This window comes from Paenibacillus sp. B2(2019) (genome assembly GCF_008370385.1).
In the GTDB taxonomy this organism is placed as follows: Bacteria; Bacillota; Bacilli; order Paenibacillales; family Paenibacillaceae; genus Paenibacillus_AQ.
The window spans coordinates 652,609-674,527 of the sequence record NZ_VTZR01000024.1; the positions used below are offsets into that span (position 1 = coordinate 652,609).

Annotated in this window: 22 protein-coding genes and 1 pseudogene; 17 read left to right on the top strand and 6 right to left on the bottom strand. The window is 41.5% G+C overall.

The window, feature by feature from the left end:
• The first annotated feature begins 46 nt into the window (after positions 1-46).
• The 5 genes and pseudogenes from PAENI_RS24255 (at position 47) to PAENI_RS24275 (ending at position 4,801) form a co-directional block, all read left to right on the top strand.
• Positions 47-1,075 carry a FecCD family ABC transporter permease gene (locus PAENI_RS24255; protein ID WP_262495705.1) on the top strand — a complete coding sequence of 343 codons (1,029 nt, stop codon included), beginning with the start codon at positions 47-49 and terminating at the stop codon, positions 1,073-1,075.
• A complete protein-coding gene (locus PAENI_RS24260) occupies positions 1,068-2,069 on the top strand; it encodes a FecCD family ABC transporter permease (RefSeq protein WP_149646941.1) in 1,002 nt (333 codons plus the stop codon). Before PAENI_RS24255 ends, PAENI_RS24260 begins: the two co-directional genes overlap by 8 nt.
• Before the next feature lie 39 nt (positions 2,070-2,108).
• Entirely contained in the window at positions 2,109-3,170 is a 1,062-nt protein-coding gene (locus tag PAENI_RS24265) for an NAD(P)/FAD-dependent oxidoreductase (protein ID WP_149646942.1), read from the top strand.
• Positions 3,171-3,405: 235 nt separating this feature from the next.
• Positions 3,406-4,185: pseudogene (locus PAENI_RS24270) on the top strand (SDR family oxidoreductase).
• A 139-nt stretch (positions 4,186-4,324) separates the two neighbouring features.
• Positions 4,325-4,801, top strand: coding sequence for a GNAT family N-acetyltransferase (locus PAENI_RS24275; RefSeq protein ID WP_149646943.1), 477 nt, complete (start codon positions 4,325-4,327; stop codon positions 4,799-4,801).
• A gap of 172 nt (positions 4,802-4,973) precedes the next feature.
• Here the strand turns inward: PAENI_RS24275 and PAENI_RS24280 are convergent, their stop codons facing one another.
• From PAENI_RS24280 to PAENI_RS24290, 3 genes are all read right to left on the bottom strand, one after another.
• Positions 4,974-5,333: a VOC family protein gene (locus tag PAENI_RS24280; RefSeq protein ID WP_149646944.1), complete on the bottom strand. Its 360-nt coding sequence runs from the start codon at positions 5,331-5,333 to the stop codon at positions 4,974-4,976.
• Between the two features lie 54 nt (positions 5,334-5,387).
• Positions 5,388-5,849 (bottom strand): SRPBCC family protein, encoded by a 462-nt coding sequence (locus tag PAENI_RS24285; RefSeq protein WP_149646945.1) that lies wholly within the window; start codon positions 5,847-5,849, stop codon positions 5,388-5,390.
• Positions 5,850-5,923: 74 nt separating this feature from the next.
• Entirely contained in the window at positions 5,924-6,745 is an 822-nt protein-coding gene (locus PAENI_RS24290; protein ID WP_316502905.1) for an AraC family transcriptional regulator, read from the bottom strand.
• Between the two features lie 124 nt (positions 6,746-6,869).
• On the opposite strand from PAENI_RS24290, the gene PAENI_RS24295 reads away from it, so the two are divergent.
• The 5 genes from PAENI_RS24295 (at position 6,870) to PAENI_RS24315 (ending at position 11,739) form a co-directional block, all read left to right on the top strand.
• Positions 6,870-7,574, top strand: a complete 705-nt coding sequence (locus PAENI_RS24295) for a class I SAM-dependent methyltransferase (protein ID WP_149646946.1) — start codon at positions 6,870-6,872, stop codon at positions 7,572-7,574.
• A gap of 19 nt (positions 7,575-7,593) precedes the next feature.
• On the top strand, positions 7,594-8,343 hold the full coding sequence (locus tag PAENI_RS24300) for a DUF4184 family protein (protein ID WP_149646947.1): 750 nt from the start codon (positions 7,594-7,596) through the stop codon (positions 8,341-8,343).
• 1,427 nt (positions 8,344-9,770) lie between these two features.
• Positions 9,771-10,436: an ATP-binding protein gene (locus tag PAENI_RS32715; protein WP_262495706.1), complete on the top strand. Its 666-nt coding sequence runs from the start codon at positions 9,771-9,773 to the stop codon at positions 10,434-10,436.
• Positions 10,437-10,561: 125 nt separating this feature from the next.
• Positions 10,562-11,224 carry a DUF421 domain-containing protein gene (locus PAENI_RS24310; RefSeq protein WP_149646949.1) on the top strand — a complete coding sequence of 221 codons (663 nt, stop codon included), beginning with the start codon at positions 10,562-10,564 and terminating at the stop codon, positions 11,222-11,224.
• A 95-nt stretch (positions 11,225-11,319) separates the two neighbouring features.
• Entirely contained in the window at positions 11,320-11,739 is a 420-nt protein-coding gene (locus tag PAENI_RS24315; protein WP_262495707.1) for a GNAT family N-acetyltransferase, read from the top strand.
• Between the two features lie 47 nt (positions 11,740-11,786).
• Here PAENI_RS24315 and PAENI_RS24320 read toward each other — a convergent pair whose 3' ends face one another.
• Positions 11,787-13,196: an MDR family MFS transporter gene (locus tag PAENI_RS24320; RefSeq protein WP_149646950.1), complete on the bottom strand. Its 1,410-nt coding sequence runs from the start codon at positions 13,194-13,196 to the stop codon at positions 11,787-11,789.
• Between the two features lie 86 nt (positions 13,197-13,282).
• Positions 13,283-13,708, bottom strand: coding sequence for a MarR family winged helix-turn-helix transcriptional regulator (locus PAENI_RS24325; RefSeq protein WP_188114663.1), 426 nt, complete (start codon positions 13,706-13,708; stop codon positions 13,283-13,285).
• 206 nt (positions 13,709-13,914) lie between these two features.
• Here PAENI_RS24325 and PAENI_RS24330 point away from each other — a divergent pair, with 206 nt between their 5' ends.
• The 5 genes from PAENI_RS24330 to PAENI_RS24350 all read left to right on the top strand — a co-directional run bounded on the left by PAENI_RS24330 (position 13,915) and on the right by PAENI_RS24350 (position 18,540).
• Positions 13,915-14,430, top strand: coding sequence for a CAP domain-containing protein (locus PAENI_RS24330; protein WP_188114664.1), 516 nt, complete (start codon positions 13,915-13,917; stop codon positions 14,428-14,430).
• Between the two features lie 170 nt (positions 14,431-14,600).
• Positions 14,601-15,845, top strand: a complete 1,245-nt coding sequence (locus PAENI_RS24335; RefSeq protein WP_149646953.1) for a stalk domain-containing protein — start codon at positions 14,601-14,603, stop codon at positions 15,843-15,845.
• Positions 15,842-16,672: an AraC family transcriptional regulator gene (locus PAENI_RS24340; RefSeq protein ID WP_149646954.1), complete on the top strand. Its 831-nt coding sequence runs from the start codon at positions 15,842-15,844 to the stop codon at positions 16,670-16,672. The genes PAENI_RS24335 and PAENI_RS24340 overlap by 4 nt, the downstream gene beginning before the upstream one ends.
• A gap of 73 nt (positions 16,673-16,745) precedes the next feature.
• Entirely contained in the window at positions 16,746-17,975 is a 1,230-nt protein-coding gene (locus PAENI_RS24345) for a multidrug efflux MFS transporter (RefSeq protein ID WP_042189792.1), read from the top strand.
• The gene (locus PAENI_RS24350) at positions 17,947-18,540 is read left to right on the top strand and encodes a hydrolase (RefSeq protein ID WP_149646955.1); all 594 of its coding nucleotides are present in this window, start codon (positions 17,947-17,949) and stop codon (positions 18,538-18,540) included. Before PAENI_RS24345 ends, PAENI_RS24350 begins: the two co-directional genes overlap by 29 nt.
• Before the next feature lie 69 nt (positions 18,541-18,609).
• Here the strand turns inward: PAENI_RS24350 and PAENI_RS24355 are convergent, their stop codons facing one another.
• Positions 18,610-19,422, bottom strand: coding sequence for an undecaprenyl-diphosphate phosphatase (locus PAENI_RS24355; RefSeq protein WP_042189788.1), 813 nt, complete (start codon positions 19,420-19,422; stop codon positions 18,610-18,612).
• A 275-nt stretch (positions 19,423-19,697) separates the two neighbouring features.
• Here PAENI_RS24355 and PAENI_RS24360 point away from each other — a divergent pair, with 275 nt between their 5' ends.
• Entirely contained in the window at positions 19,698-20,264 is a 567-nt protein-coding gene (locus PAENI_RS24360; RefSeq protein WP_262495708.1) for a GNAT family N-acetyltransferase, read from the top strand.
• A gap of 149 nt (positions 20,265-20,413) precedes the next feature.
• Positions 20,414-21,919 (top strand): hypothetical protein, encoded by a 1,506-nt coding sequence (locus PAENI_RS24365; RefSeq protein WP_149646956.1) that lies wholly within the window; start codon positions 20,414-20,416, stop codon positions 21,917-21,919.

Consider the following 21,919-nt stretch of genomic DNA (forward strand, 5'->3'; position numbering starts at 1 on the left):
CGTCAGCTTGTTGACGATTCCGGCAGTTTTGTTGTTAAGACTGCCAATGAATAGGAGGCTCGGTGCAGACGTGAATGGTTCTTTCCGAAGCAAGCGAAAGCTCGCCGGCCTAGTTGTCGGTGCAATTTTGCTTCTAATTAGTATGTTATGCAGTGTATTGTACGGTCTTCATCAATTCAGCTTGAAAGATCTATGGCTGGCTTACAGTCAATTCAACGGTTCCAACGAACATCTTATTCTGACGAAGGTTCGTGTTCCCCGAACCCTGATTGCGGCACTGGTGGGGGCAAGTTTAGCAGTAGCCGGGGCAATTATGCAGGTTCTGACAAGAAATCCGCTGGCTTCGCCCTCTGTTTTCGGTGTAAATGCGGGCGCTGTGCTATTTATTGTCATCGGGCTACTCGTATTCGGTTCCTCGTTAACGATGAGCGGCATGGTCTGGCTTGCTTTCGCAGGTGCGGTCGCAACATCGGTGGTCGTCTATACGCTTGGATTGCAAGGAGGCGGTTTCGAGCCGGTAAAGCTGACCTTGGCCGGCGCTTGTATGGCAGCTTTCGCTTCCTCTATTACATCCGGCATTATTCTAATTAATAAGCAGTCGTTGGAATCTGCCCTATTCTGGATGATTGGCTCTGTAGAAGGAAGAAATCTGGAGCATTTACTGATGGTTCTGCCTTATATGGCAATAGGAATGACGATCTCATTATTACTATCGGGCTCGTTAAATATTATGGCGATTGGAGACGATAGCGCGAAGAGCTTGGGACAACGTCTAACGCTGGTCCGCGTGCTGTCGGCTACGGCAATTGTACTATTGGCGGGAAGCTCGGTAGCAGCAGCTGGTCCAATTGCTTTCATAGGACTTATTGTCCCTCACTTATGCAGATACATCGTTGGGCATGATTTTAGATGGCTGCTTCCTTATACCGCATTAGTTGGGGCGATTCTTTTGGTGACTGCGGATTTAGCATCGCGCTTTATTCTGGAATCCAGAGAAGTTCCGGTTGGTGTCGCAACGGCGATTATCGGAGTTCCCTTTCTGATCCATGTGGCTAGGAGGAAACAGCATGCTTAAAGCGCGTATAGCGAAGCATTCGTTCTTGTTGTTTTTAGGTTTAACTTGTATCGTTGCCGCCTTGTCGCTCCTTAGTTTATCCGTTGGGGGAGTTAGCGTACCATTAAAAGAGGTACTTGCTTCTCTTACGGGGCGAAACGCAGAAGCCAGTAACCTGATCATTATGCAGTTCCGTTTGCCTCGAATAGTAGCCGCTATACTCATTGGCGCAGCATTGGCAGTAGCGGGTGCGCTATTACAGGGCGTCATCCGCAATCCTCTCGCTTCGCCCGATCTGCTGGGTGTAACCGGAGGGGCATCGGTAGCTGTGGTTGCCTTCATGACTTTCGTGACCGGCTACAGTATCCACTGGGTACCGTTCATTGCCATCGGCGGCGCGTTGGTTGCGACAACTATTAATTATGTATTTGCTTGGAAAAAAGGTGTTTCGCCGTTTCGGCTGGTGCTGATCGGTATTGGCATTTCTACCGCAATGGGCGCGCTCACTACGTTTCTGCTAATTAGCGGGCCGGCTTATTTGGCCGCACAAGTGCTGAATTGGATGACGGGAAGCATCTACGGCACCAATTGGAGTTATATTGAAGTGCTGTGGCCGTGGGTAGCGGTATTCATTCCTTTATCGCTACTACTCGCGAAGGAATTAAATGTGCAATCCTTAGGTGAGGATGTCGCTCGCGGGCTTGGAAGCAGGCTTCAGTTAAGCCGGATGATTCTCTTATTTTATAGCGTTGCACTTGCCGGTGCTGCAGTTGGCGTAGCCGGGACGATATCGTTCATCGGATTGATGGCACCGCATATCGCCAGAATGCTTGTTGGAAATTCTTACAAGCTGATCATCCCGGTATCCGCGTTAATAGGTGCAATCATTCTACTGTTGGCGGATTTGGCAGGAAGAATGCTTTTTCAACCGCTAGATGTTCCGGCAGGCGTGTTCACAGCAGGCATTGGAGCTCCTTTTTTCATGTATCTGCTGTTTAAGCGCAAGAAGATTTAGATCTTCTTTCAAGAGGATGAGAACAGAGGGAGGCAAAGAATGGTTCAGAAATTGGAGCTTTTTGACGTAACTATAATCGGTGGAGGACCGGCGGGGTTGTATGCTGCCTTTTACAGTGGAATGCGCGACATGAAGACGAAACTGATTGAGGCGAGAGAGGAACTCGGAGGAAGGACATTAATGTATCCGGAGAAGATCGTCTGGGATGTCGGCGGCATGGCCCCGAATCGCGCAGCACAGCTGACAAAGCTCATGATCCAGCAAGCTCAAACTTTTGATCCGACCATTGTACTGGGGCAACAAATTACCGGGTTGGAAAGATTGGTTGATGGCACGATGCGTATAACATCTGCGACCGGAGAGCAGCATTGGAGCCGGACGCTGATTTTGGCCATAGGCCATGGTGCGCTAAAGCTTGCTAAGCTTAACCTGCCCGGAGCGGAAAATTACGAAAAGGATAATCTCCATTATAACGTTACGGATGTGGCAAGCTTTCGCGGTAAAAGAGTGCTAATCTCCGGAGGCGGTGATTCAGCTGTCGATTGGGCTAATGAACTAGTAGGAATCGCTTCATCGGTTACGCTCGTGCACAGGCGGGAACGATTCAGTGGTATGGAACGGAATGTGAGGCGGATGAAGGCATCGAGCGTTCAAGTTCTTACGCCATATGCCATTAAGGATTTATATGGGAATGGCAATCGCCTTGATGCTGTTTCAATCGCTCCATTAAATGCGGACGGGGAATGGACGGATGAAACAGAACAGGAGCGTCTTGCGGTGGATGCCGTCCTAATTAATCATGGGCTACGCGGGGATTTAGGCCCTATTGTAGATTGGGGGTTAGTGAGAGAGGATTGGAATTTTAATGCGGACGAGAAGCTGGCAACCAATCTTCCGGGAGTGTTCGTGGCTGGAGATACGGCAAATTACGGCAGCAAGCTTTATCTTATTGCCGGAGCTTTTACGGATGCAGCGTTAGCCGTGAACAGCGCCAAGTTGTATATCGAGCCGGATGCGTCAACAAGAGCGCAGGTCTCCTCACATAACAGTAAGTTTGATGAGAAGAACAGGGCGTTAGAACTTGTAGAGGAACGAAGCTGAAGGGATGACTTACAAGCGATGTAAATTCATTAATAGTTTTGGAAAGTTTATCTATGTTTGAAGCAGAATTTCAGCTACTATTGTTAAAGGATAGAACAGTAACTGTTCCTACACTAATTCACATAATTAATAAGACGGTACACTATCTCCCTTATAGATTAGTGATGCTGAATCTGCTTATGTCTATGGATCTCTACCTATCTATCCTTCTAATTTATGATCGGAGATGGTATAGATGAACTCATTGAAAAATAAAATAGCAATCGTTACTGGAGCAAGCAGATCCACAGGAATCGGAACAGCCATATGCCGTTCACTTGCAAGCCAGGGGGCAGATATTTTCTTTACGCATTGGCATCCTTTTGATGAAACGGAAGGGAATGGTGGAGAAAAGGAATAGCCGGAGCAACTTTGTGCAGAACTGAAAAGCTTGGGAGTCAGGGCGAGTCACATGGAAGCAGATTTTTCCAATCCTGAAATCTCAATAAAGATTATGGATCAGGTAGAACAAACTTTAGGAAATGCTTCCATTTTGATTAACAATGCAGCTTATTGCGTGCCCACGAATTATCAGAACCTGAGCATCACTTCGTTAGATCAACACTATGTAGTGAACAATCGTGGCACGGTTTTACTCAGTACTGAATTTGCCAGAAGATTCGAAAAGAATCATTCAAAGGGGACTCCAGGTAGAATTATTTTTATGGTTTCTAAAGGGCCTGACCCTGATAACCTGGCTTATATATTGACAAAGGGTGCATTAATTGGATTAATTGAACCTCTTTCTGTTGGTTTAGCTCCGCTACATATCACAGTTAATGGTTTTGATCCGGGTCCTACGGATTCCGGGTGGATAACGGATGAGATGAAAACTCATTTTTTACCTATGTTTCCAATGGGAAGAATCGGTTTGCCAGAAGATGCAGCTAGAGGCATTAGTTTCTTAGCGAGTGATGATTCGCAGTGGATTACGGGGCAAGTGATTAAGTCTGAAGGTGGATTTCTAGGGAAATAAAAGACATAAGTACTTCATCCTGGCTACCGATTGAACGGTAGCCTTTTTTAGCTAGTGGGCAGACTATCGCTACAAAACATGGAAATTGATGATATAATATCCAAACTCAATAATTTAGATATGAAGGGAGAAGCCCAGCATGATTACTCTCAGAAAGATCACACTAGAAAACCGACGTGCCATTTTCAATTTGGAGGTTTCAGACGATCAACGTCGCTTCGTAGCGTCCAATTTATCAAGCATGGCTTCGTGTTATGTCCTTGTAACCAATGGTGGTCATCCATTTCCGTTTGCCATTTATGCGGATGAAGAGCCGATTGGTTTTGTGATGATGACTTATGGTATTACTGGATATGAAGTGCCATCCTTTGTAAATGATAGCTATTGTATCCTGCGACTAATGATTGATAAACGATACCAGAATCAGGGCTACGGCCGAGAAGCCATGACAAAAATTTTAGAATTTATCCGCACTTTACCGGCAGGCCCCGCACAATATTGCTGGATTTCTTATAAGGCTGATAACTTGCCCGCTAAAAGGCTCTATGAAAGCTTCGGTTTCCGTGACAGCGGCGAAATTATTGAAGAAGAGCTAACAACCGTATTACGACTTTGATTTGCTTTATACTTGGAGATTTCGAACCGTTTCGTGAAATCATCGTTACTTTGAAGCAGTATCAAATCACAATTCACGTATCGGAGATGGAACTGGCTCCCATGTATTGATCGATGTCTCATAGCAATGAGAGAAACCGCTACTCGAAAATGCAAGTAACGGTTTATACTAATTATCTATATTCCAACAGTTCAATTACATTGCCAAACGGATCTACAATGGCGTTATAGATGCCTGGAGGACACTCGCGAGGTTCATCGTATAGCACTTTGATACCAAGCAGCTTATATTGCTGAATAGAAGCGACTAGGTCCTCGACTTGGAGTCCAATTACAACTTGCGATTCTCTTGGATACTGAACTTGAGTATTGAGCTCCACTTGACAGAGTACAATCGGGATAGGTTCGTGCTTCAAGCTAACAAGGCAATCATCATATTGGGTGGAGATTTCGAATCCTAATTTATTACAATAGAAATCAATGGCAACAGTCATATCTGCTATGTTAATAGAAATAACACTGATATTAGGCATACAATTATTCCTCCAATAGGTTAGAATACATGCACAAACAAGGGATAGGAGCATTTATTGACAGCACAATATTCCTTGACCTGCCTCTAACTTGCTCTTAAGACTTGAAAGCATCTGTGCCCAAGCCTGCTCATGCCAGCTTCTAGCGGTTTGTGACGGTTCAGATTCTGTCCATCCCGAATGACATATCGTAACAAGTGTACCATCGGAAAGAGCTTTCAATTTCACCTCAATCTGTGTTAGATTTGCGGGCTTATTCATGACTTCAGTGAACGGATCAGGACCTTTCCATTCAAAGACGAGTGTATGAGGTGCTTCTATCCGAAGTATTTTACAGCCAGCAGTACTCATCGATCGCTTGTTGATAGGATCGAAGTAAAGTTCGTATTTCCCGCCTTCCTTCAATTCGACTAATACTTCTGGTGCAAACCATTCCGATAGACGATCCGCTTCAGTCCATGCCTTCCATACCAATTCTAGATTACTGTTAACGACGATTTGTGATACTAGACTCATCTGGTCACCTCTTATCAGGAAGATTACTGTCAATTTTGATTAAGTATATGTGATTAATCAGCTTGTAAAGTCTTCTAGTTTGCTCGCTTTCGGTTAAATTTCTCAAACAATAACAGCGGCAAATTAACGACGATTGGTGGATCATACGGGAGAGGATCTCTTAAGAGGAGATGTACGTGCAACTTCGTTGTAATATTCACTTCAACAGGTTCATCAAATTTCCCTCGCAAACATGTATCTAACTTAAAATAGTCAACAGGATTACGACTCCATGGAATACCTGCTGCAAGTATGTAATACGTACCAGGTGAGATATCAGTAAATATGCATTCGCGATTGCGCATATTGAGCGCAGTACCGACGATGGGTTTCTGATCGGGAATGGGGCGTGGAAATAAACCTACAAATAATAGACCGCGAAAATCCGGTGGTGTCTCTAGTTGACAGTGAATGCACATTTGTGGTGAGGATGGCAATGTATCAGATGTTAAGGGTGTGTGTTCATATTGATTCATATGGGAGAATAATTCAGACGAAGTGGCTGCAAACTTCTTAGGTGATAGGCCGACGAATTGCTTGAACCGATGATGGAAGGAGCCGGCACTTCGGAAGCCTATCGAGAGCATAATCTTCGTTAGCAACGAAGGTTGTTTCAGCAGAGCTTGTTTACCAGATTCTATCCGCAAGGCGGACAAGTATTGGCGTGGTGAAATTCCTGTTGCCTTCTTAAATATTCTAGTGAAGTGATAGGCGCTATAACCGACTAGATGAGCGAGTTGCTCTGAAGTTACTTCTTCATCAAGATGCTCCTTCATGTATTGAATAGCTAGCTCCGTCGCGTGGATATAGCTATGATGTGGTAGATGAGTAGGCTCTACGTTAACCATCTCCTTCATTATCATAGGGAGTTCATAGTGTGTAATATTAAAAAAATCCTATATATGTAGTATTTTAGGTTTTATTTGAACGCAGTACAATGCTTAGTTGAAAATATGTAATAAGGAAAGCTCGAGGTGTGATATGGACAGAGTAGCGAATATAAGAACTGAAGAGAAGAGATATCATAACTTGTGTTACGATAGTTATAATTTGTTCGAGCCAGGTTCCTGGCTACATAGACCCGTAAAGACGGTAATCGATCTATTAGAAGAATACAGAGATCAAGAATACTTAAGTGTATTAGATTTAGGAGCTGGGATTGGTAGGAATAGTATCCCCATAGCGGAATCCATGAAAAATAGAAATGGGAAGGTAGTTTGTGTTGATTTATTGGAGTCGGCCATAGAAAAATTGGAAGGTTATAGTCGAAAATTTGGAGTCGAACCATTTATTGTAACAAGACTATCTGACATTGAATATTTCATTATCGATCAAGAGGAATATGACATTATCTTAGCTGTATCTGCCTTGGAACATATAAGTTCGGAAAAAGCTCTGGAAAGTAAGCTTAACGAAATGATTATTGGAACTAAAAGAAATGGAATCAATTGCATTATTATCGGATCGAACATACAAGAGGTAAACCTTGAAAATGGACAAGAACTAGACCCGATGTTTGAAGTGAATATACCTACAGTAAGAATGATGGATTTATTAGTTCAGCAGTACACTGAATGGGAAGTTAAACAACGATTTGTAAAACAAATAGAATATGAAATTGATAGAAAAGGCCAACCCGTAAAACTGACAACAGATTGTATAACCTTTGTTGCTAAAAAAATATAATAAACACTAGGAGATTGTTATGCCTTTCACTTTTGCTCATCCTATTTTTGCACTTCCTTTTAAATATGTGAAACCAAAATACTTTAGTGCTACCGGCTTGATTCTAGGAAGTATGTCACCTGATTTTGAATATTTTATTATGCTTGAGCCCCATCAAAGTATAGGGCATTCTATAACAGGATTATTTTTACAGGCAATTCCCCTATGTGTGATTATTGCACTGATTTTCCATTTTTTAGTTAAGGAGATATTAGTATTACATCTTCCTTCGAACTATAATATAGATCAACGAGCGTACAATACCTTGAGCAAGTGGAGATTGACTTCTAAGGGCTGGATAGTGTTCATCATATCTGTGATTATTGGTTTCTTTACTCACGTGTTCATCGATGGTTTTACACATTTCAATGGTTACTTTGTAGAACAATTTCCCCCATTAAGGGATATAGTGATTTATAATTTCACTCTTTATAAAATATTGCAGCATTCGTTTTCCATATTCGGATTACTCATGGTAACTTGGATCATAGTTAGGTCGTTGTATCGACATCGAGAAACGGTAACAATGATACCAACAGTTACAACAATACAAAAAAATATTTTCTGGACATCAGTAGTTGTTGTAGCGATAGCAGTAACTAGTATGAAGTTACTTTTTAGTTCGAGCAGGAATATAATTGGTATTCTTGTGGTTTCGCCTATTACAGGGGGATGTTTAGGAATATTGCTTGTATCGATCGTAATAAGAGGTTTACAAAAGACAAAATAATCATAATTCGATTCGTTAAATAAATTACGAGTAAGAATATCATCGCATCATTAAAGCATCCATTGGATGTTTTTTGAAATAATAGAATTTGTAAAATTTTGAGACTGCGGAGAAATGTGAAACAAATTCAATGGATGGTCCTATATTCAACTGTTGGCCATGGGGAGCCCTGTTTTTTATTAAGCACACGCCTCTTTGGGATGTAGAACGACCGAGTGGACCTTTTATCCTCCGAAATGCATGTTTTAGTCGAGCTTACGGACAAATGTATACGAAAAACCGAATACAATGTGCCGCCGGTAACGTAAACGATCTAAATGTATACGAAAAATCGAATACAATGTGCCGCCGGTAACGTAACGAGCTAAATGTATGCGAAAAACCGAATACAATGTGCCGCTGGTAACGTAAACGATCTAAATGTATGCGAAAAACCGAATACAATGTGCCGCCGGTAACGTAAACGAGCCAAATGTATGCGAAAAACCGAATACAATGTGCCGCTGGTAACGTAAACGAGCCAGTGCCGTTATTCGCCCTGATTCACCCGGAATGGGATTGTTATTAGGGAATAAGTGCAATATGGTCCGTCCCTAATATATGTGCTTATTTCATCGAAATAAAGGCTATACGGTTGGTAAGCGGAACCTCACACGGATACGAGTATGGAATTACGGATGTACTCAGCTTGTAACTTTACCTCCAAGGACGCCGTCAGGTGCTTTTTTTTATTATTTGAAAAATGGTTGAGAAATACATAGTTAATAAGGGGAACATTACTTATAATATTACTTTAGCGTATTTTTCCAGTACGCTGTCTTTTAAGCAACACTAGGCTGAAAGGAAGTTATCCCTTGTTTGAGACTTTGCTTTTGAATTTTTTGTTTTTATTGTTTCCAATCTTAATTTTTCTACTTTTCTTTGAGAATCGTGCTTTTGCTTATAATAGTAAGATTCTAGTTCTACTGTCGGCAGTGACCATGTGTCTCTGTATAGCCAAACCTTTTAAACTCGATATGGGCTTTATTTTTGATTTGAGATATATCCCGTTTATCATTGTGGCTCTTTTTGGTGGATACAAGAACGTTCTACCGCTATATATCCTTTTAAATATCTATCGATTCTATGTGGGGGGAGAGGGTACGTTACAATCCTTTCTTTTCGCCACTTCAATCCTAATCCTGGTTCCTCTATATAGTAAAAGGTTCTTAAAGCTAGATTCGAAAAGTCGCATCATCGCGGCAACAATAATTTCTTTTCTGACGATGGGATTTTACCTAATTATATTAGGTTTTACACAGGGGAGTTTAAATAGGGAATATTGGTTTCTCACCTTAAATGCCTTTACGACGCATGTCGGGGTGATGTGTATCAATATGATCTTAATAGAAAAGATTATTACTAATATTAAGAATCGCGACCGAATTATGCAATCTGAAAGATTAAATGTCGTGAGCGAGCTAGCGGCAAGTGTATCACATGAAATCAGAAACCCGCTTACAGTGACCAGCGGTTTTTTGCAGCTGTTGAATAAATCTAAGACGATCACAAGGGAGGAGAAACAGTACGTAGAGTTATCTCTATTAGAATTACAGAGGGCTGAAAAAATCGTGAGTGACTATCTTTCATTTGCTAAGCCGCAATCCGATAATATGGTTTATTCCAACATGCAGGAGGAGTCAGAATATACTAAGAATATCATCATGCCTTATGCCACTATGCACAAAGTAGAGGTCAAATTTAATTTTAATAATTCGCTATTCAAAAATTATGATCGGAACCAAATACAGCAATGTCTTATTAATCTATATAAAAATGGAATCGAAGCCATGAAGGAAAAGGACGGTGGTACGCTGTTCATCGATATTTCGGAAAAAAAACAAAATATTATTATCAGTATTCGCGATACTGGCATTGGAATGACAAAGGAAGAAATATCGCGTCTCGGTAAACCGTATTATTCGACCAAAGCTGAAGGCACGGGACTGGGGATGCTTATGGTCTACAGTACCATTGATAAAGTGAAAGGCATTGTTGAAGTTGATAGTGAAAAAGGCAAAGGCACAACGTTCCTTATCACCATTCCAACATAAGGGCAAGTTGCAGAGCGTCTCGTTTGCTGTTTATCCCCCACTAGGAGTGTGTAATACCTTTCATGAATGGATTTCGTGTCATAAGGGCAACGACCCTGTGCGAAGTCCCAGCTGGAGGTGCAGCAATGGAGATATTTGTAACTATAGGTGTCAAACTGATCATTAGTTTCTTTGGTTTGTGGATCATTACCTTTATTACTGGCCGCAAGACGCTTAGTCAATTGACGCCACTTGATTTCCTGTCATCATTGATTTTAAGTGAGATTGTAGGGAATACGATATATGATAATGAGGTGAAGATCTGGCATCTGCTGTTTGCGCTTTTCATCTGGACCGCTTTGTCTTATTTGTTTGAAAAGGCAACGACCCATTTTGTGAAGTTCGGGAACATGGCGGAAGGCCGGACGGTGTTGCTTATTGACGATGGTAAAGTGAATCAGGATTTGATGGAAAAATACGATATTGAGTTTACCCAACTGCTGTTTATGCTGCGGCAGCAAAATATTTTTTCTCTAAGTGAAGTAAAGTATGCTCTGCTCGAAACGAATGGCTCACTGTCGATTATGCGCAAGTCTGAAGAGGAGCAATCGGAGCAGTCTTCCTCCTTTTCCATTACAGTTATTGATAAAGGTAGGCTGCTAGAAGATTCGATGCGTGGCAGAACTATGAATAAGATACAGATCCAGGAATGGATCAAGGAGCATGGCTATCAATGCGTTGAGGACATTGCTTATGCTGAATACAAGGAAGACGGATCACTCTATATCATACCTAAAAACAAACCATAAACCTTATTGATAGTAATATATTTTAATGGAGGTACATCTTTATGGGGATTTCTTTATATAAAGCAGACGTAAGTGATGCGGAATTTATTCATTAAATGCAAGTCAAAGCCTTTATGCCATTACTGGAGAAATATAAGGATTATGAAACCAGCCCTGCCAATGAGTCCGTAGAAAAAATGATAGATCGAATTAATCAGTCTTTTACAGATTATTTTATGATTAAGACTTCTGATATTGCTGTGGGCGGTGTCCGAATCGTTAAAAAGGAAAACAATACTTACCGTGTCAGCCCCATATTTATTATGCCAGAATACCAGGGGATGGGGATCGCCCAGCAGGTTTTTGCAATCATTGAACAGAGATATAATGACGCGAAAAAATGGGAGCTGGATAGTATTGAGCAAGAGCAGAGGAACTGTTATTTATATGAAAAGGTAGGATATAAACGAACAGAAGAAACAAAGCGAATAAACGATAAATTAACTTTAGTATTTTATGAAAAAACTATTGATTAAAATATAGACAGCGGACAGCTCGTGTCCACTGTCTTTTTTGATTAAAATTAATAAACTCTAATACGCTTCACAAATAACGATAAAATTAATCCGATAACTGCAATCGCTGCGATAAATAAGTATGCATGTGTAATTCCTGCGGTTAAAATTTCAGGCTGTGCAGCAGTTGGATGTGTATTAGCGAATCGTGTTTGTCCGCTAGACATTAGCGTAACAGCGAATGTTGTACCAAGAGCACCTGCGATTTGTTGAAGTGTGTTCATAACAGCAGCCCCATCCGGATAGTATTTCACGGGTAACTGATTTAAGCCATTGGTTTGAGCGGGCATAATGACCATAGCTAATCCGATAAACATAGCGCAGTGTATTAAAATAAAGGTCAGGTTACTGGTTTCAGTAGAATTGCTTGTAAATAGAAAACCTGCAATGGTTGCGATGGAGAATCCAAGCGGCAGCAATAATTTCGGACCGAATTTATCAAATATTCTACCCGTAACTGGAGCCATAGCTCCGTTAATCACACTGCCTGGAAGGAGTAGAATTCCTGCAGCTGTAGCTGATAATAATAAACCTCCTTTTAAATATAACGGTAATAAAATGGCAGAGGATAAGATGATCATCATTCCTAAAAAGACCATTATCAGACCTATTGTAAACATAGGATATTTAAACACTCGTAAATTTAGCATCGGCGTTTCCAACTTAAACTGTCTTAATACAAACAGGATTAAGCTGATGACACCAACGATAAGAGGCAGATAGACAATGATTTCACTTAAAGCATGATCAGCGATGTTGCTAAATCCAAATACGATGCCACCAAATCCGAAAGTAGAAAGTAGAATGGATAAAATATCTATTTTAGGTTTAGAGATTTTGGCTACATTTTCGATAAATGTTAATCCGAATCCAAATGTAAATAATAATAAAGGTAAACTTGTCCAAAAGATAAACTCCCAGCCCAAATGATCCACGATCAAACCAGACAAAGTTGGCCCGATGGCCGGTGCACACATAATAACAAGTCCCATCATCCCCATGACAGTTCCACGTTTATGTGCAGGGAAAATTATTAGAATAATGTTCGTCATTAGGGGCAGCAATAAACCAGTTCCCAAGGCTTGCACTAAACGCGCAATTAATAAGGAGGTGAAATTGGGGGAGAGGGCAGCAATTAAAGTACCAATGATAGATAATAACAAGGATGCTGTGAATAATTGTCTAGTGGTAAACCATTGCATTAATAGGGCGGATATCGGAACGAGGATACCTAATACAAGTAAATATCCTGTGGTTAGCCATTGAACCGTTGAGGCGTTGATTGAAAATTCATCCATTAAGTTGGTAAAAGCCATATTTAAGGCGGTTTCACTAAATAGTCCGACGAATGCTCCTAGCATAAGGGAGAAGGCCATTAGGGCGGGACGTTTAACTTGAACAGCTGCTGTTGATTCCATGATAGGGATAAACCTCTTTTCAGAATTGATTCGTGTTATTTTTGAAGAATAGATGATATGTCAACTATAGAGCGGAGGATATGCATTTATGCCTCACTTACATTATTCTGCACACGAGTTAACAAAGTTGTTAGCGCTGAGTACTCCGCAGGAGAGAATCCTGTCGCTATAATTTCGTTTAATTTGATTGTCACCTCATTGATTGTAGTCTCTAATTTCCTGCCTTCGTCTGTGACAAAAACATTTACCGAACGACGGTCTTGCGTACTTGGTACTTTATGAATGTACCCCTTGTTCTCTAAGCTAGCGATCATTCGGGCAACACTGGCTTTATCCTTCCCAAGTTTATTAGCAATCTCGTTCTGAGATAGACCTTCTTTCTCAAGCAACAAAGCCATAAGTAAATGTTGTTCAGGCGCAAGCCGAACGGGTGCAAGCAATTTTGTTAAATAATTGGCTATTTCTAAGTGTAAATCTCGAATAACTAACCCTAGCGGGTCTTTGAAATCCATGTGATCTCTCCTAATTAGAAAAATAGATGATATATCAACGTTCATGATTTGTTTATATTAACATAAAGTAACACATGCATGTCAAGTCAAAGAGAAATCAAGTACATAGGGTTAACAAAATTTATAGTAGAATTATAGACTTTGGTACAAGCGTGAAGACCTCTTCCACAATATATTGTTGTAAATACATTGTAGGAGGGCAAATCATGAAGCAAAGAATATCTTCAATAAGAAGAGTCAAAAGTTCTTTGAGTAAAGGAATAAAAACGAAACGTAGTCCCGTAACGAAAAGAGTAGGGAAGTCAAGGATTCATATTAGACAAGCTAACGCATTTGAATTGCAAGTTTTTAGATTAGTCAACGAAGAACGGACGAGTAGAGGAATCGCTGCCTTAACTCTAAATACGCGGCTAACTGATCTTGCGGTTTTGAAATCAAGAGATATGAGGGATAATAACTATTTTAGTCATACCTCTCCAACTTATGGCACCCCCTCTCAAATGCTAGATCGATTTGGAGTGGAGTGGCGTGCTTATGCAGAAAATATCGCGGCGGGCCAAGCAACACCTGAAGCAGTAATGAGAACGTGGATGAACAGTACTGGTCATAGAGCTAATATTTTGGATCCTCGCTTTACGGATATTGGGGTTGGTTATGTAGGGGGAACTGCTACTAGTCAATATCAACATTATTGGACACAACTGTTTATTCAGAAACCATAAGAGATTACAGAGAAGCCACTCTATAATGAAATACGCCTCTGATTGTGTGTCTAACCATTGAGGTGAAGTTCATTTACGGGGTGGTTTGTTTTGTGTTTTTGAACTGCTTTACAGAAACCTTTCTGGAAGAATGTCGTCTAACAAGATATGGAATTTTGAGGAGGGGAACTATGCGTAAAAAATGGATACTTATAGGCGTCTTGCTGCTTATGGCAATCACTCCATTGATTGATGTCACAAAGGTACAAGCCGCAAAAGTATTGTTTGACGGAACTAGTAGTGCGGAGCAACTAAAAGCACTAGCTTCGATTAATAAAATTCGGCAACAAATGGGGTTGGATGAAGTGAAACTTGATCCTGCTCTCGTTAAGGCGGCGATTAATCATGCTCGCTACGCTAATGCTAATTTTACGATAAAGTCTGAAGGCGATTTATCTATAGAAGTGAAAGGTCGTGAGTTCTTTACCCAACAAACGCCTAAAGAGAGAGTGTTAACTTCGGGTTTTAGCGGAGAAGTACCGGAAATTATGGAAACCGTATATATGAAAGAGCGGGCCTATGATGAATTTGATATGGCTTCAGAGATTAACGAGCTAGCAGTTATGCATGATCGCAGGGAAGTGATGCTGACCCCGGCAGTTGCTTCTATTGGCATTGCACGAGTGGGTAAGTCTACCGTGATTGTTGGTGCTTTGAAGTCAGAAGGCGTAATGACTACACCAGCGACTGCGAGCGTATTTCCTTATGATGGAATGACGCGAGTGTGGTCAGGCAACATTTACAAAATGAATGCACAGCAGTTAATTCAAGGAGAAGCTACAACACTTACGGTTTTTAGTAGTCTACGGGATGTAGCGGACATTAAGGCTGAACTGAGCACACAAGCAGGTAATAGGCACATTAGTATCCCGCTTAAGGTTAAGAAACTCAATTCTGGTTACGGGTATGTACTAACAGCGCAGCGTCAATTGAGGGGGGATCGGGAGTATACGGCGGAGGTTTCATTTCAATCTGGTGGCGAAACGCTAGTGAAAAAGTGGACCTTTAAGACAAGCCCATTCCTGTATCAGTTGAACATTGATGATATGCCACTTCTATCAGCACCACCGCTAAACATTGTGAATGGCATTTCAGAAGTGCCTATGCGTTATCTCTTTGAGTTATTTGGAGCCAGGGTAGAATGGAACAAGGCAACTCGCACGATTACCGCTGAAAAAAATGGACTTTCTCTGAAGATGACCATCGACGATCATACAGCCTACATTAATGGACAAGCTGTGCAGATGAATAGCCCACCTCATCTATACGGCTACGCGACCTATGTTCCCCTCCGATTTATATCCGAAACGTTCGGATATGATGTAGAATACGATCCGATCGAACGTTCGGTGGACATTTGGACAGGTCTTTTATGAATATAAGTAATTTGTTTTTTCACATTCTGTATTGTAATTACAGATACTTCAATGAGCCCAGGAGAAATTCGAGTAAGATCGTTCGAACCCTTCAGCATCATGAGCTCCTCTTAGTGACTGGTGGGAAGAGTAGTTTTATGATCGATCGAAAACGACATTTGTTTAAAGCTGGGATGTTATTCTACATTTGTCCAGATGTTAAGCATTCTATAGAAATAGATGCAGAAGATCCTTTATGTTTTCTGTCCGTTCATTTCAACTATGCAAAGGTGAGTATGAACGAGGGGGATTGGGGAATTAATGGCAAGGTAGAAACACTCCATCTTCAAGCTATAACTGAATTGAAGGATTATTATCAGGTGGAAGATATCTTCGGGAGGATGATTCAGAGCTGGAATACTAAACTGCCAGGATATGAATTTGTAGCGAAGACCTTGTTACAACAGTTAATCATTGCGATTGCTCAAAATACACAAAAACAAAGTCAAAATTACTCCACTTCATTAAAAGTAGAAAAAATCATTAATTATATGCATCAAAAGATTAATGAGAAAGTTAGCTTGAACGAATTGTCAGATTTGGTGCAACTATCACCTGCTTATTTGTCGAGAGCATTCAAAGACATTACAGGTTATTCCATTATTGTGTTCTTTAATAAAATGAAAATCGATAAAGCGAAAGAGCTGATTCTTGAAGGGGACATAAAAATCAAAGCGGTTGCGCAAACCCTTGGATTTACGGATGAATTTTATTTCAGCAGAATTTTTAAAAGAATGACAGGCATCAGCCCTTCGGAATTTCAGAGCAAAAATGTCCATGGAGTTTAGAATAATGCATGGTATAGAGCCAATCTGACTGTTAATATGAGGTTGTTATTGTTAGCAGAAAGAAGGCTTTTTTATGTCCATGTGGAAAAGGAATTTGATCGTTTGCTGGTTTGGTATGTTTGTAACGGGTGTAGGTATGAGCCAGATTGCGCCAGTATTGCCACTTTACATTAAGCATCTTGGCGTGGATAATGCCGATTCCGTTGCTCAGTTTTCTGGCATTGCTTTTGGGATTACCTTTATCGTTTCAGCCATATTTTCACCCATTTGGGGACTGGCGGCAGACAGGTTCGGACGGAAACCAATGCTTTTGCGGGCAAGTCTTGGGATGGCGATTGTGATCAGCTGTATGGGTTTTGCGCCTAATGTGTATGTATTAATTGCATTAAGATTATTACAGGGCACAATAACGGGTTATAGTACAGCTTGTACTACATTAATCGCGACTCAGACGGATAAGGAACATGCAGGATATGCTTTAGGAACTCTTTCAACAGCCAGTATTGCTGGAGCTTTACTTGGCCCAACGATTGGTGGTTTCATTGCAGAGAGCATGGGTTTACAAAGTTCATTTTTTGTTACGGGTGGACTGATGCTGGTTGCCTTCATTACAACGGCTTTGTTCGTGAAGGAATCTTTTCATCGTGAAGATAAAAAGACGCTAAGTATCAAGGAGGTCTGGAGCAGTGTTCCAGAGAAAAGCCTAACGCTAACCTTGTTTGTAACCTTCTTTATTCTAACTGTTGCTTTATACTCTGTAGAACCAATCATTACGGTATATGTTACTCAGCTCTCCAAGAGTGCTAGTCATGTGGCTCTGCTTGCAGGGATGACCTTCTCAGCTTCAGGGCTGGCTAACATCATTGCTGCTCCAAGGCTTGGCAAGTTGTCTGACCGAATAGGTGCTCAAAAAGTTATACTAGTTGCGCTTATAGCGGCAGGACTTCTGTTTATCCCACAAGCGTTTGTTCAGAATCCTTGGCAGTTAATGGGTCTGCGTTTTCTACTAGGATTAGCGGCAGGTGGGTTAATACCTTCTGTGAATATCCTCGTTAAGAAAATAACACCAGATGCGCTTACAGGCAGAGTGTTTGGATTTAACATGTCGGCAGGTTATCTTGGCACATTTGCGGGTTCGGTTCTAGGTGGGCAAGTGGCAGCCTGGTTTGGGATCCGAGATGTATTCTTTATTACGAGTGTTTTGCTATTGATAAATGCAGGCTGGGTTTATTTTAAAGTATATAAAAAACTAAGCTTAAATGGGAGAGAAGACAATGGAAGACTTAAAGAGATCAGAAACTGAATGTATTGATGCAAAGAAAACGGCGCTGGTTGTAATCGACTTGCAAAATGGAATTGTTAACATGCCGAATAAGGCTCCATATACAGGTGAGCAGGTGGTTCAGAAGGGATGCAGTTTAGTTCAAGCCTTCACGGAAAAGGGGGCGTTTGTAGTACTTGTAAGAGTATCCTCGATAGATGGACAGGATATGTTAAGACCTCAAACAGATCTGAAGATGAATGCAGGATCCATTCCAGAAGGTTGGGATACCTTGGTACCTGAATTATCAGACTTCAAAAACGCACATGTGATATCTAAACGTCAGTGGGGGGCATTCTTCGGAACGGATCTTGATTTACAGCTACGGCGTCGTGGTATAGATACAATTGTCTTGTGTGGTATTTCTACATCCATAGGTGTGGATACGACAGCTAGAGAAGCTTATCAGCTTGGTTACAACCAAGTTTTTGTGGAAGATGCAATGACTGCTTCGACGAAAGAAGAGCATGACTATGTGTGTAAAACCATTTTCCCTAGGATCGGCAAGATTCGGTCGAGTGGTGAAGTAATATCCCTGTTAAAATAGGATGAAAAGCCCTCATGCTCTCTGTAATCCCAGAGATTGTCATGAGGGCTTTTGTTTGAAATCATGTACTTACATGAAGATAAGGAGTAGTATCCCAGCCAAGAAGCAGTAATAAGAGAAGTACTTCAAATTACCTTTAGCCATAATCCCCATAAACCAGCGCATAGAAAAATACGTAACGATTAGTGTAGTGATAAATGCAATTAAGTATGGAATTGCTAGTTGCGCTCGGTTCGGGTCACTGGCAATATCAGATGCCCCCATAACAAGTCCGCCCAGACTGATTGGAATATACAGCATAAAAGAAAAGCGTAAAGCAGTTTCTTGCTTCATTCCCACAGCAATGGAAGAGATGACCGTTGCGCCTGAGCGACTTATCCCAGGAATAAGAGCTACAGCTTGGGCAAGTCCGACTATGACTGCATCCTTCGCTTTTAAATCCCCATCTTGTTTACGACCGCGAAGATTACGAATTAACCATAAAGCAACCCCGGTTACCAGCAAGGCGATGGACACGGTGTGTACTGACGAGAAGATCTCCTCAATTTGGTCCTTAAAGAACAAGGCTACGATAACCGCAGGCATGGTGCCAATGATAATGTACAAAGAGAACATAAAATCTGACTTATATTCCTCTTTGCGGGTCAGAATAAATTGAACGAATCCAGTGATCAATCTTCCGATATCTTTGCGGAAAATAAAGCAAATCGCAATTAGAGAAGCCGTATTTGTCAGGATTTCAAATGATAGCCCATTCTGTTTTAAGCCTAGCAATTTCTGCGCGATGATTAAATGGCCGCTCGAGGAAACGGGGATTGGCTCAGTTGCCCCTTGAACAAACCCTAGAAACAAGTATTTAAGCCACAGTATAATATCTTCCATTTTTCCTCCCAGTATTTTTGTAATCTTTTTAATCATATCTCATTCAATGAAGAATTGACAATAGAACCATCGTGCCATATCGAGTTCATCGCCTTAAATGAGGGCTTGACTGAACCAGTTATAATATTCTTGAATGGCTTGTTCACTAACCGAGCCTATCGCGAAAGTAAACTAAATGAGGTGGAACTATTTGTAGTTCATTAATTAAAATTCATCGGCAGGGCATTCCGAAAGCCGCCAGCGTTCTGGCAGAAGCCTTCGCAAAGGATGATCCATTGTATCAGCATATTTTGCCTGATGAAACAACCAGACTCCGCGTATTAAACATTTTTTTTCATCGTTATATTGAGATGTTGTATCCTTATTCGGATTTACTAACGACGTCAACAAATTATGAAGCTGTCGCCTTGGTGTTCCATTCGGAGCGTCAGAGCGGGACATTAATTTCGAACGTCAACTATATGAAACAAATTGGGATAGCGATTCTCAAGTGTTTACCGATTTGCCGAATCATTGGTGTGCGAGGATTTATTCGAGGACTAACTACTTTGCGCAGTATGAGTTCCTTATGGCTATCGATGTTTGGTGATCAGAAGTATATGCATTTGGATATGCTTGTAGTGCAAGAACGTTACCGTGGGCAAGGATATGTATCAAAAATTATGATGCCGCTGCTCGCCGAGTGCCGCGAGAAGAATGCATTATGCACGTTAGAGACACAGACGCCAAGCAATCTACCTATCTATGAGCATTTTCAGTTCCGCACAGTTAAGGTTATCCCCTTACCCAACAGTACATTAGAGCAGTATTGCATGGCATGTACTCCAGATTCTGCAGAGTAGAAATGCGTGGATAGAATCTATTATTTTGTTTAACAATAAATAGCATAACCTTCGATGAATTGATATAATAGAAACATATATTCGCGTACTTCAGAACCCTATACGGATGTATACGGGTTTTATTTTTATTTGGTGAGGATGGCAGAAAGATGAATTGGTCGGATTTTGGCGAACGAAATAAACGATTGAATCCCCTATGGAATCTGGGGGCTGGGATGAACCTTGGCGAAATCCAACCGTACAAAGAAATGGTATCTTTAAGCATCTTGTTGCAAGTCTATTATTTGGAGCTAGAATCCAATGAGAGAAGATCCAAGGAAGATATAATAGCGTTGGCTTGGACTGCATTGGAACGGTTCAATATAGCGAATCTCGGGACTACCGAATCCGTAGAACGTTTAGTAGACGGCCTGCTCTGGAGCGGAAATGGTGGGGATTTCGAATCCTATTATTATGATGATGCAGCTCGGCAAATGTCTGTGCAGAAATATAAGTATTTCATGGTGGATGAGGATGCGACCCGCAGTAGCTGGGAAGAGAGCGGCAGAACAATCTATCGTCTCTCCGAATATGCCATGGAGCTTATTTTTATGAGTCATGAGATTATTGAAGAGTTCCAGATCAGCATCAAGCTGCTCGAGATTCAGATGCATATTAAGCATGGACGTGTAACTCGGGCGCTTCAGGATGTGAATGAGCTTATCTCCCGGGTTAGGAAGATGACTCAGCAACAGCAGGAATACCGGAATGCATTGCGCCGTAACCCGAAGCATATTTTTAGTGAATTCGGAGTGGCTCGGCATCAGCGACTCGAAGAAATTCATCTGCAGTTCGATGAGGAACGCAAGCATTTTGATAATATTCATCGTTCTCTGGCCCGGCTAGCCAATGATGAGAAGGATGTGATCGACTTTAATGAGATCCGTATTCTTTCTGAACGAGTTGAGCTCTCACGGCGTGTACACGATGAGCTGGCTGAGATAGTCTTGAATATTTTCGAGGTGGAGACCAACTTAAGATTGAACTTTCCTGAACTATTCTGGGGAGCCGCCGGCTTTAATTTTCGTACGCATGTATGGGAGGAATGGGTTAAAGAAGAGGGTCTGCCAAGCGGTGACAGTCTTGATCTGCTGTTAAGTGGATTGTTCGCTCCGAATCAGGATTTTGTCTATCCACTTCCTTGGGCTTGGGAGGAACAAGAGGTTGGTTTTATCCCGGATATAGTAATAGATGAACTTGAAGATGAGCTCTATGCTGAGAATGCTCAATATATTCCTAAAGGTATTCCATGGGGGGAAGTCGTTGAACTGTGGAAGCCTGTGTTCAGTGCGCTAGTCGAGCGGGGAAGCTTTACGTTTACTGAGGAGGCTTTTACCGCAGAGGAATTAACTCGATGGGCACTCACACCGGATGCTATTGATCTATGGGTGCAGTTTTTTCATTCAGAGATTGTAGTACAGGAACAGGCTCCGGAGAACAGCAACGGATCTGATGAATGCCAGCTGCTAATCAGGTACGTACTAGCGGATGATCCTCAACTGGAGAGCTTGCACGGCAAGCTGTTGCGGACGAGCATTGCGCAAGAATCAGCCCTAAGGGTACGCTGGTCTGGTCTAGACATGAGCCCATATACTATTACGATCGTGGAGAGGTGA

Bases quoted from the DNA above. Each gene is read 5' to 3' on its own strand.
- PAENI_RS24255 (WP_262495705.1), top strand. From the start codon at position 47: ATGAATAGGAGGCTCGGTGCAGACGTGAATGGTTCTTTCCGAAGCAAG.
- PAENI_RS24260 (WP_149646941.1), top strand. From the start codon at position 1,068: ATGCTTAAAGCGCGTATAGCGAAGCATTCGTTCTTGTTGTTTTTAGGT.
- PAENI_RS24265 (WP_149646942.1), top strand. From the start codon at position 2,109: ATGGTTCAGAAATTGGAGCTTTTTGACGTAACTATAATCGGTGGAGGA.
- PAENI_RS24275 (WP_149646943.1), top strand. From the start codon at position 4,325: ATGATTACTCTCAGAAAGATCACACTAGAAAACCGACGTGCCATTTTC.
- PAENI_RS24280 (WP_149646944.1), bottom strand. From the start codon at position 5,333: ATGCCTAATATCAGTGTTATTTCTATTAACATAGCAGATATGACTGTT.
- PAENI_RS24285 (WP_149646945.1), bottom strand. From the start codon at position 5,849: ATGAGTCTAGTATCACAAATCGTCGTTAACAGTAATCTAGAATTGGTA.
- PAENI_RS24290 (WP_316502905.1), bottom strand. From the start codon at position 6,745: ATGAAGGAGATGGTTAACGTAGAGCCTACTCATCTACCACATCATAGC.
- PAENI_RS24295 (WP_149646946.1), top strand. From the start codon at position 6,870: ATGGACAGAGTAGCGAATATAAGAACTGAAGAGAAGAGATATCATAAC.
- PAENI_RS24300 (WP_149646947.1), top strand. From the start codon at position 7,594: ATGCCTTTCACTTTTGCTCATCCTATTTTTGCACTTCCTTTTAAATAT.
- PAENI_RS32715 (WP_262495706.1), top strand. From the start codon at position 9,771: ATGCAATCTGAAAGATTAAATGTCGTGAGCGAGCTAGCGGCAAGTGTA.
- PAENI_RS24310 (WP_149646949.1), top strand. From the start codon at position 10,562: ATGGAGATATTTGTAACTATAGGTGTCAAACTGATCATTAGTTTCTTT.
- PAENI_RS24315 (WP_262495707.1), top strand. From the start codon at position 11,320: ATGCAAGTCAAAGCCTTTATGCCATTACTGGAGAAATATAAGGATTAT.
- PAENI_RS24320 (WP_149646950.1), bottom strand. From the start codon at position 13,196: ATGGAATCAACAGCAGCTGTTCAAGTTAAACGTCCCGCCCTAATGGCC.
- PAENI_RS24325 (WP_188114663.1), bottom strand. From the start codon at position 13,708: ATGGATTTCAAAGACCCGCTAGGGTTAGTTATTCGAGATTTACACTTA.
- PAENI_RS24330 (WP_188114664.1), top strand. From the start codon at position 13,915: ATGAAGCAAAGAATATCTTCAATAAGAAGAGTCAAAAGTTCTTTGAGT.
- PAENI_RS24335 (WP_149646953.1), top strand. From the start codon at position 14,601: ATGCGTAAAAAATGGATACTTATAGGCGTCTTGCTGCTTATGGCAATC.
- PAENI_RS24340 (WP_149646954.1), top strand. From the start codon at position 15,842: ATGAATATAAGTAATTTGTTTTTTCACATTCTGTATTGTAATTACAGA.
- PAENI_RS24345 (WP_042189792.1), top strand. From the start codon at position 16,746: ATGTCCATGTGGAAAAGGAATTTGATCGTTTGCTGGTTTGGTATGTTT.
- PAENI_RS24350 (WP_149646955.1), top strand. From the start codon at position 17,947: ATGGAAGACTTAAAGAGATCAGAAACTGAATGTATTGATGCAAAGAAA.
- PAENI_RS24355 (WP_042189788.1), bottom strand. From the start codon at position 19,422: ATGGAAGATATTATACTGTGGCTTAAATACTTGTTTCTAGGGTTTGTT.
- PAENI_RS24365 (WP_149646956.1), top strand. From the start codon at position 20,414: ATGAATTGGTCGGATTTTGGCGAACGAAATAAACGATTGAATCCCCTA.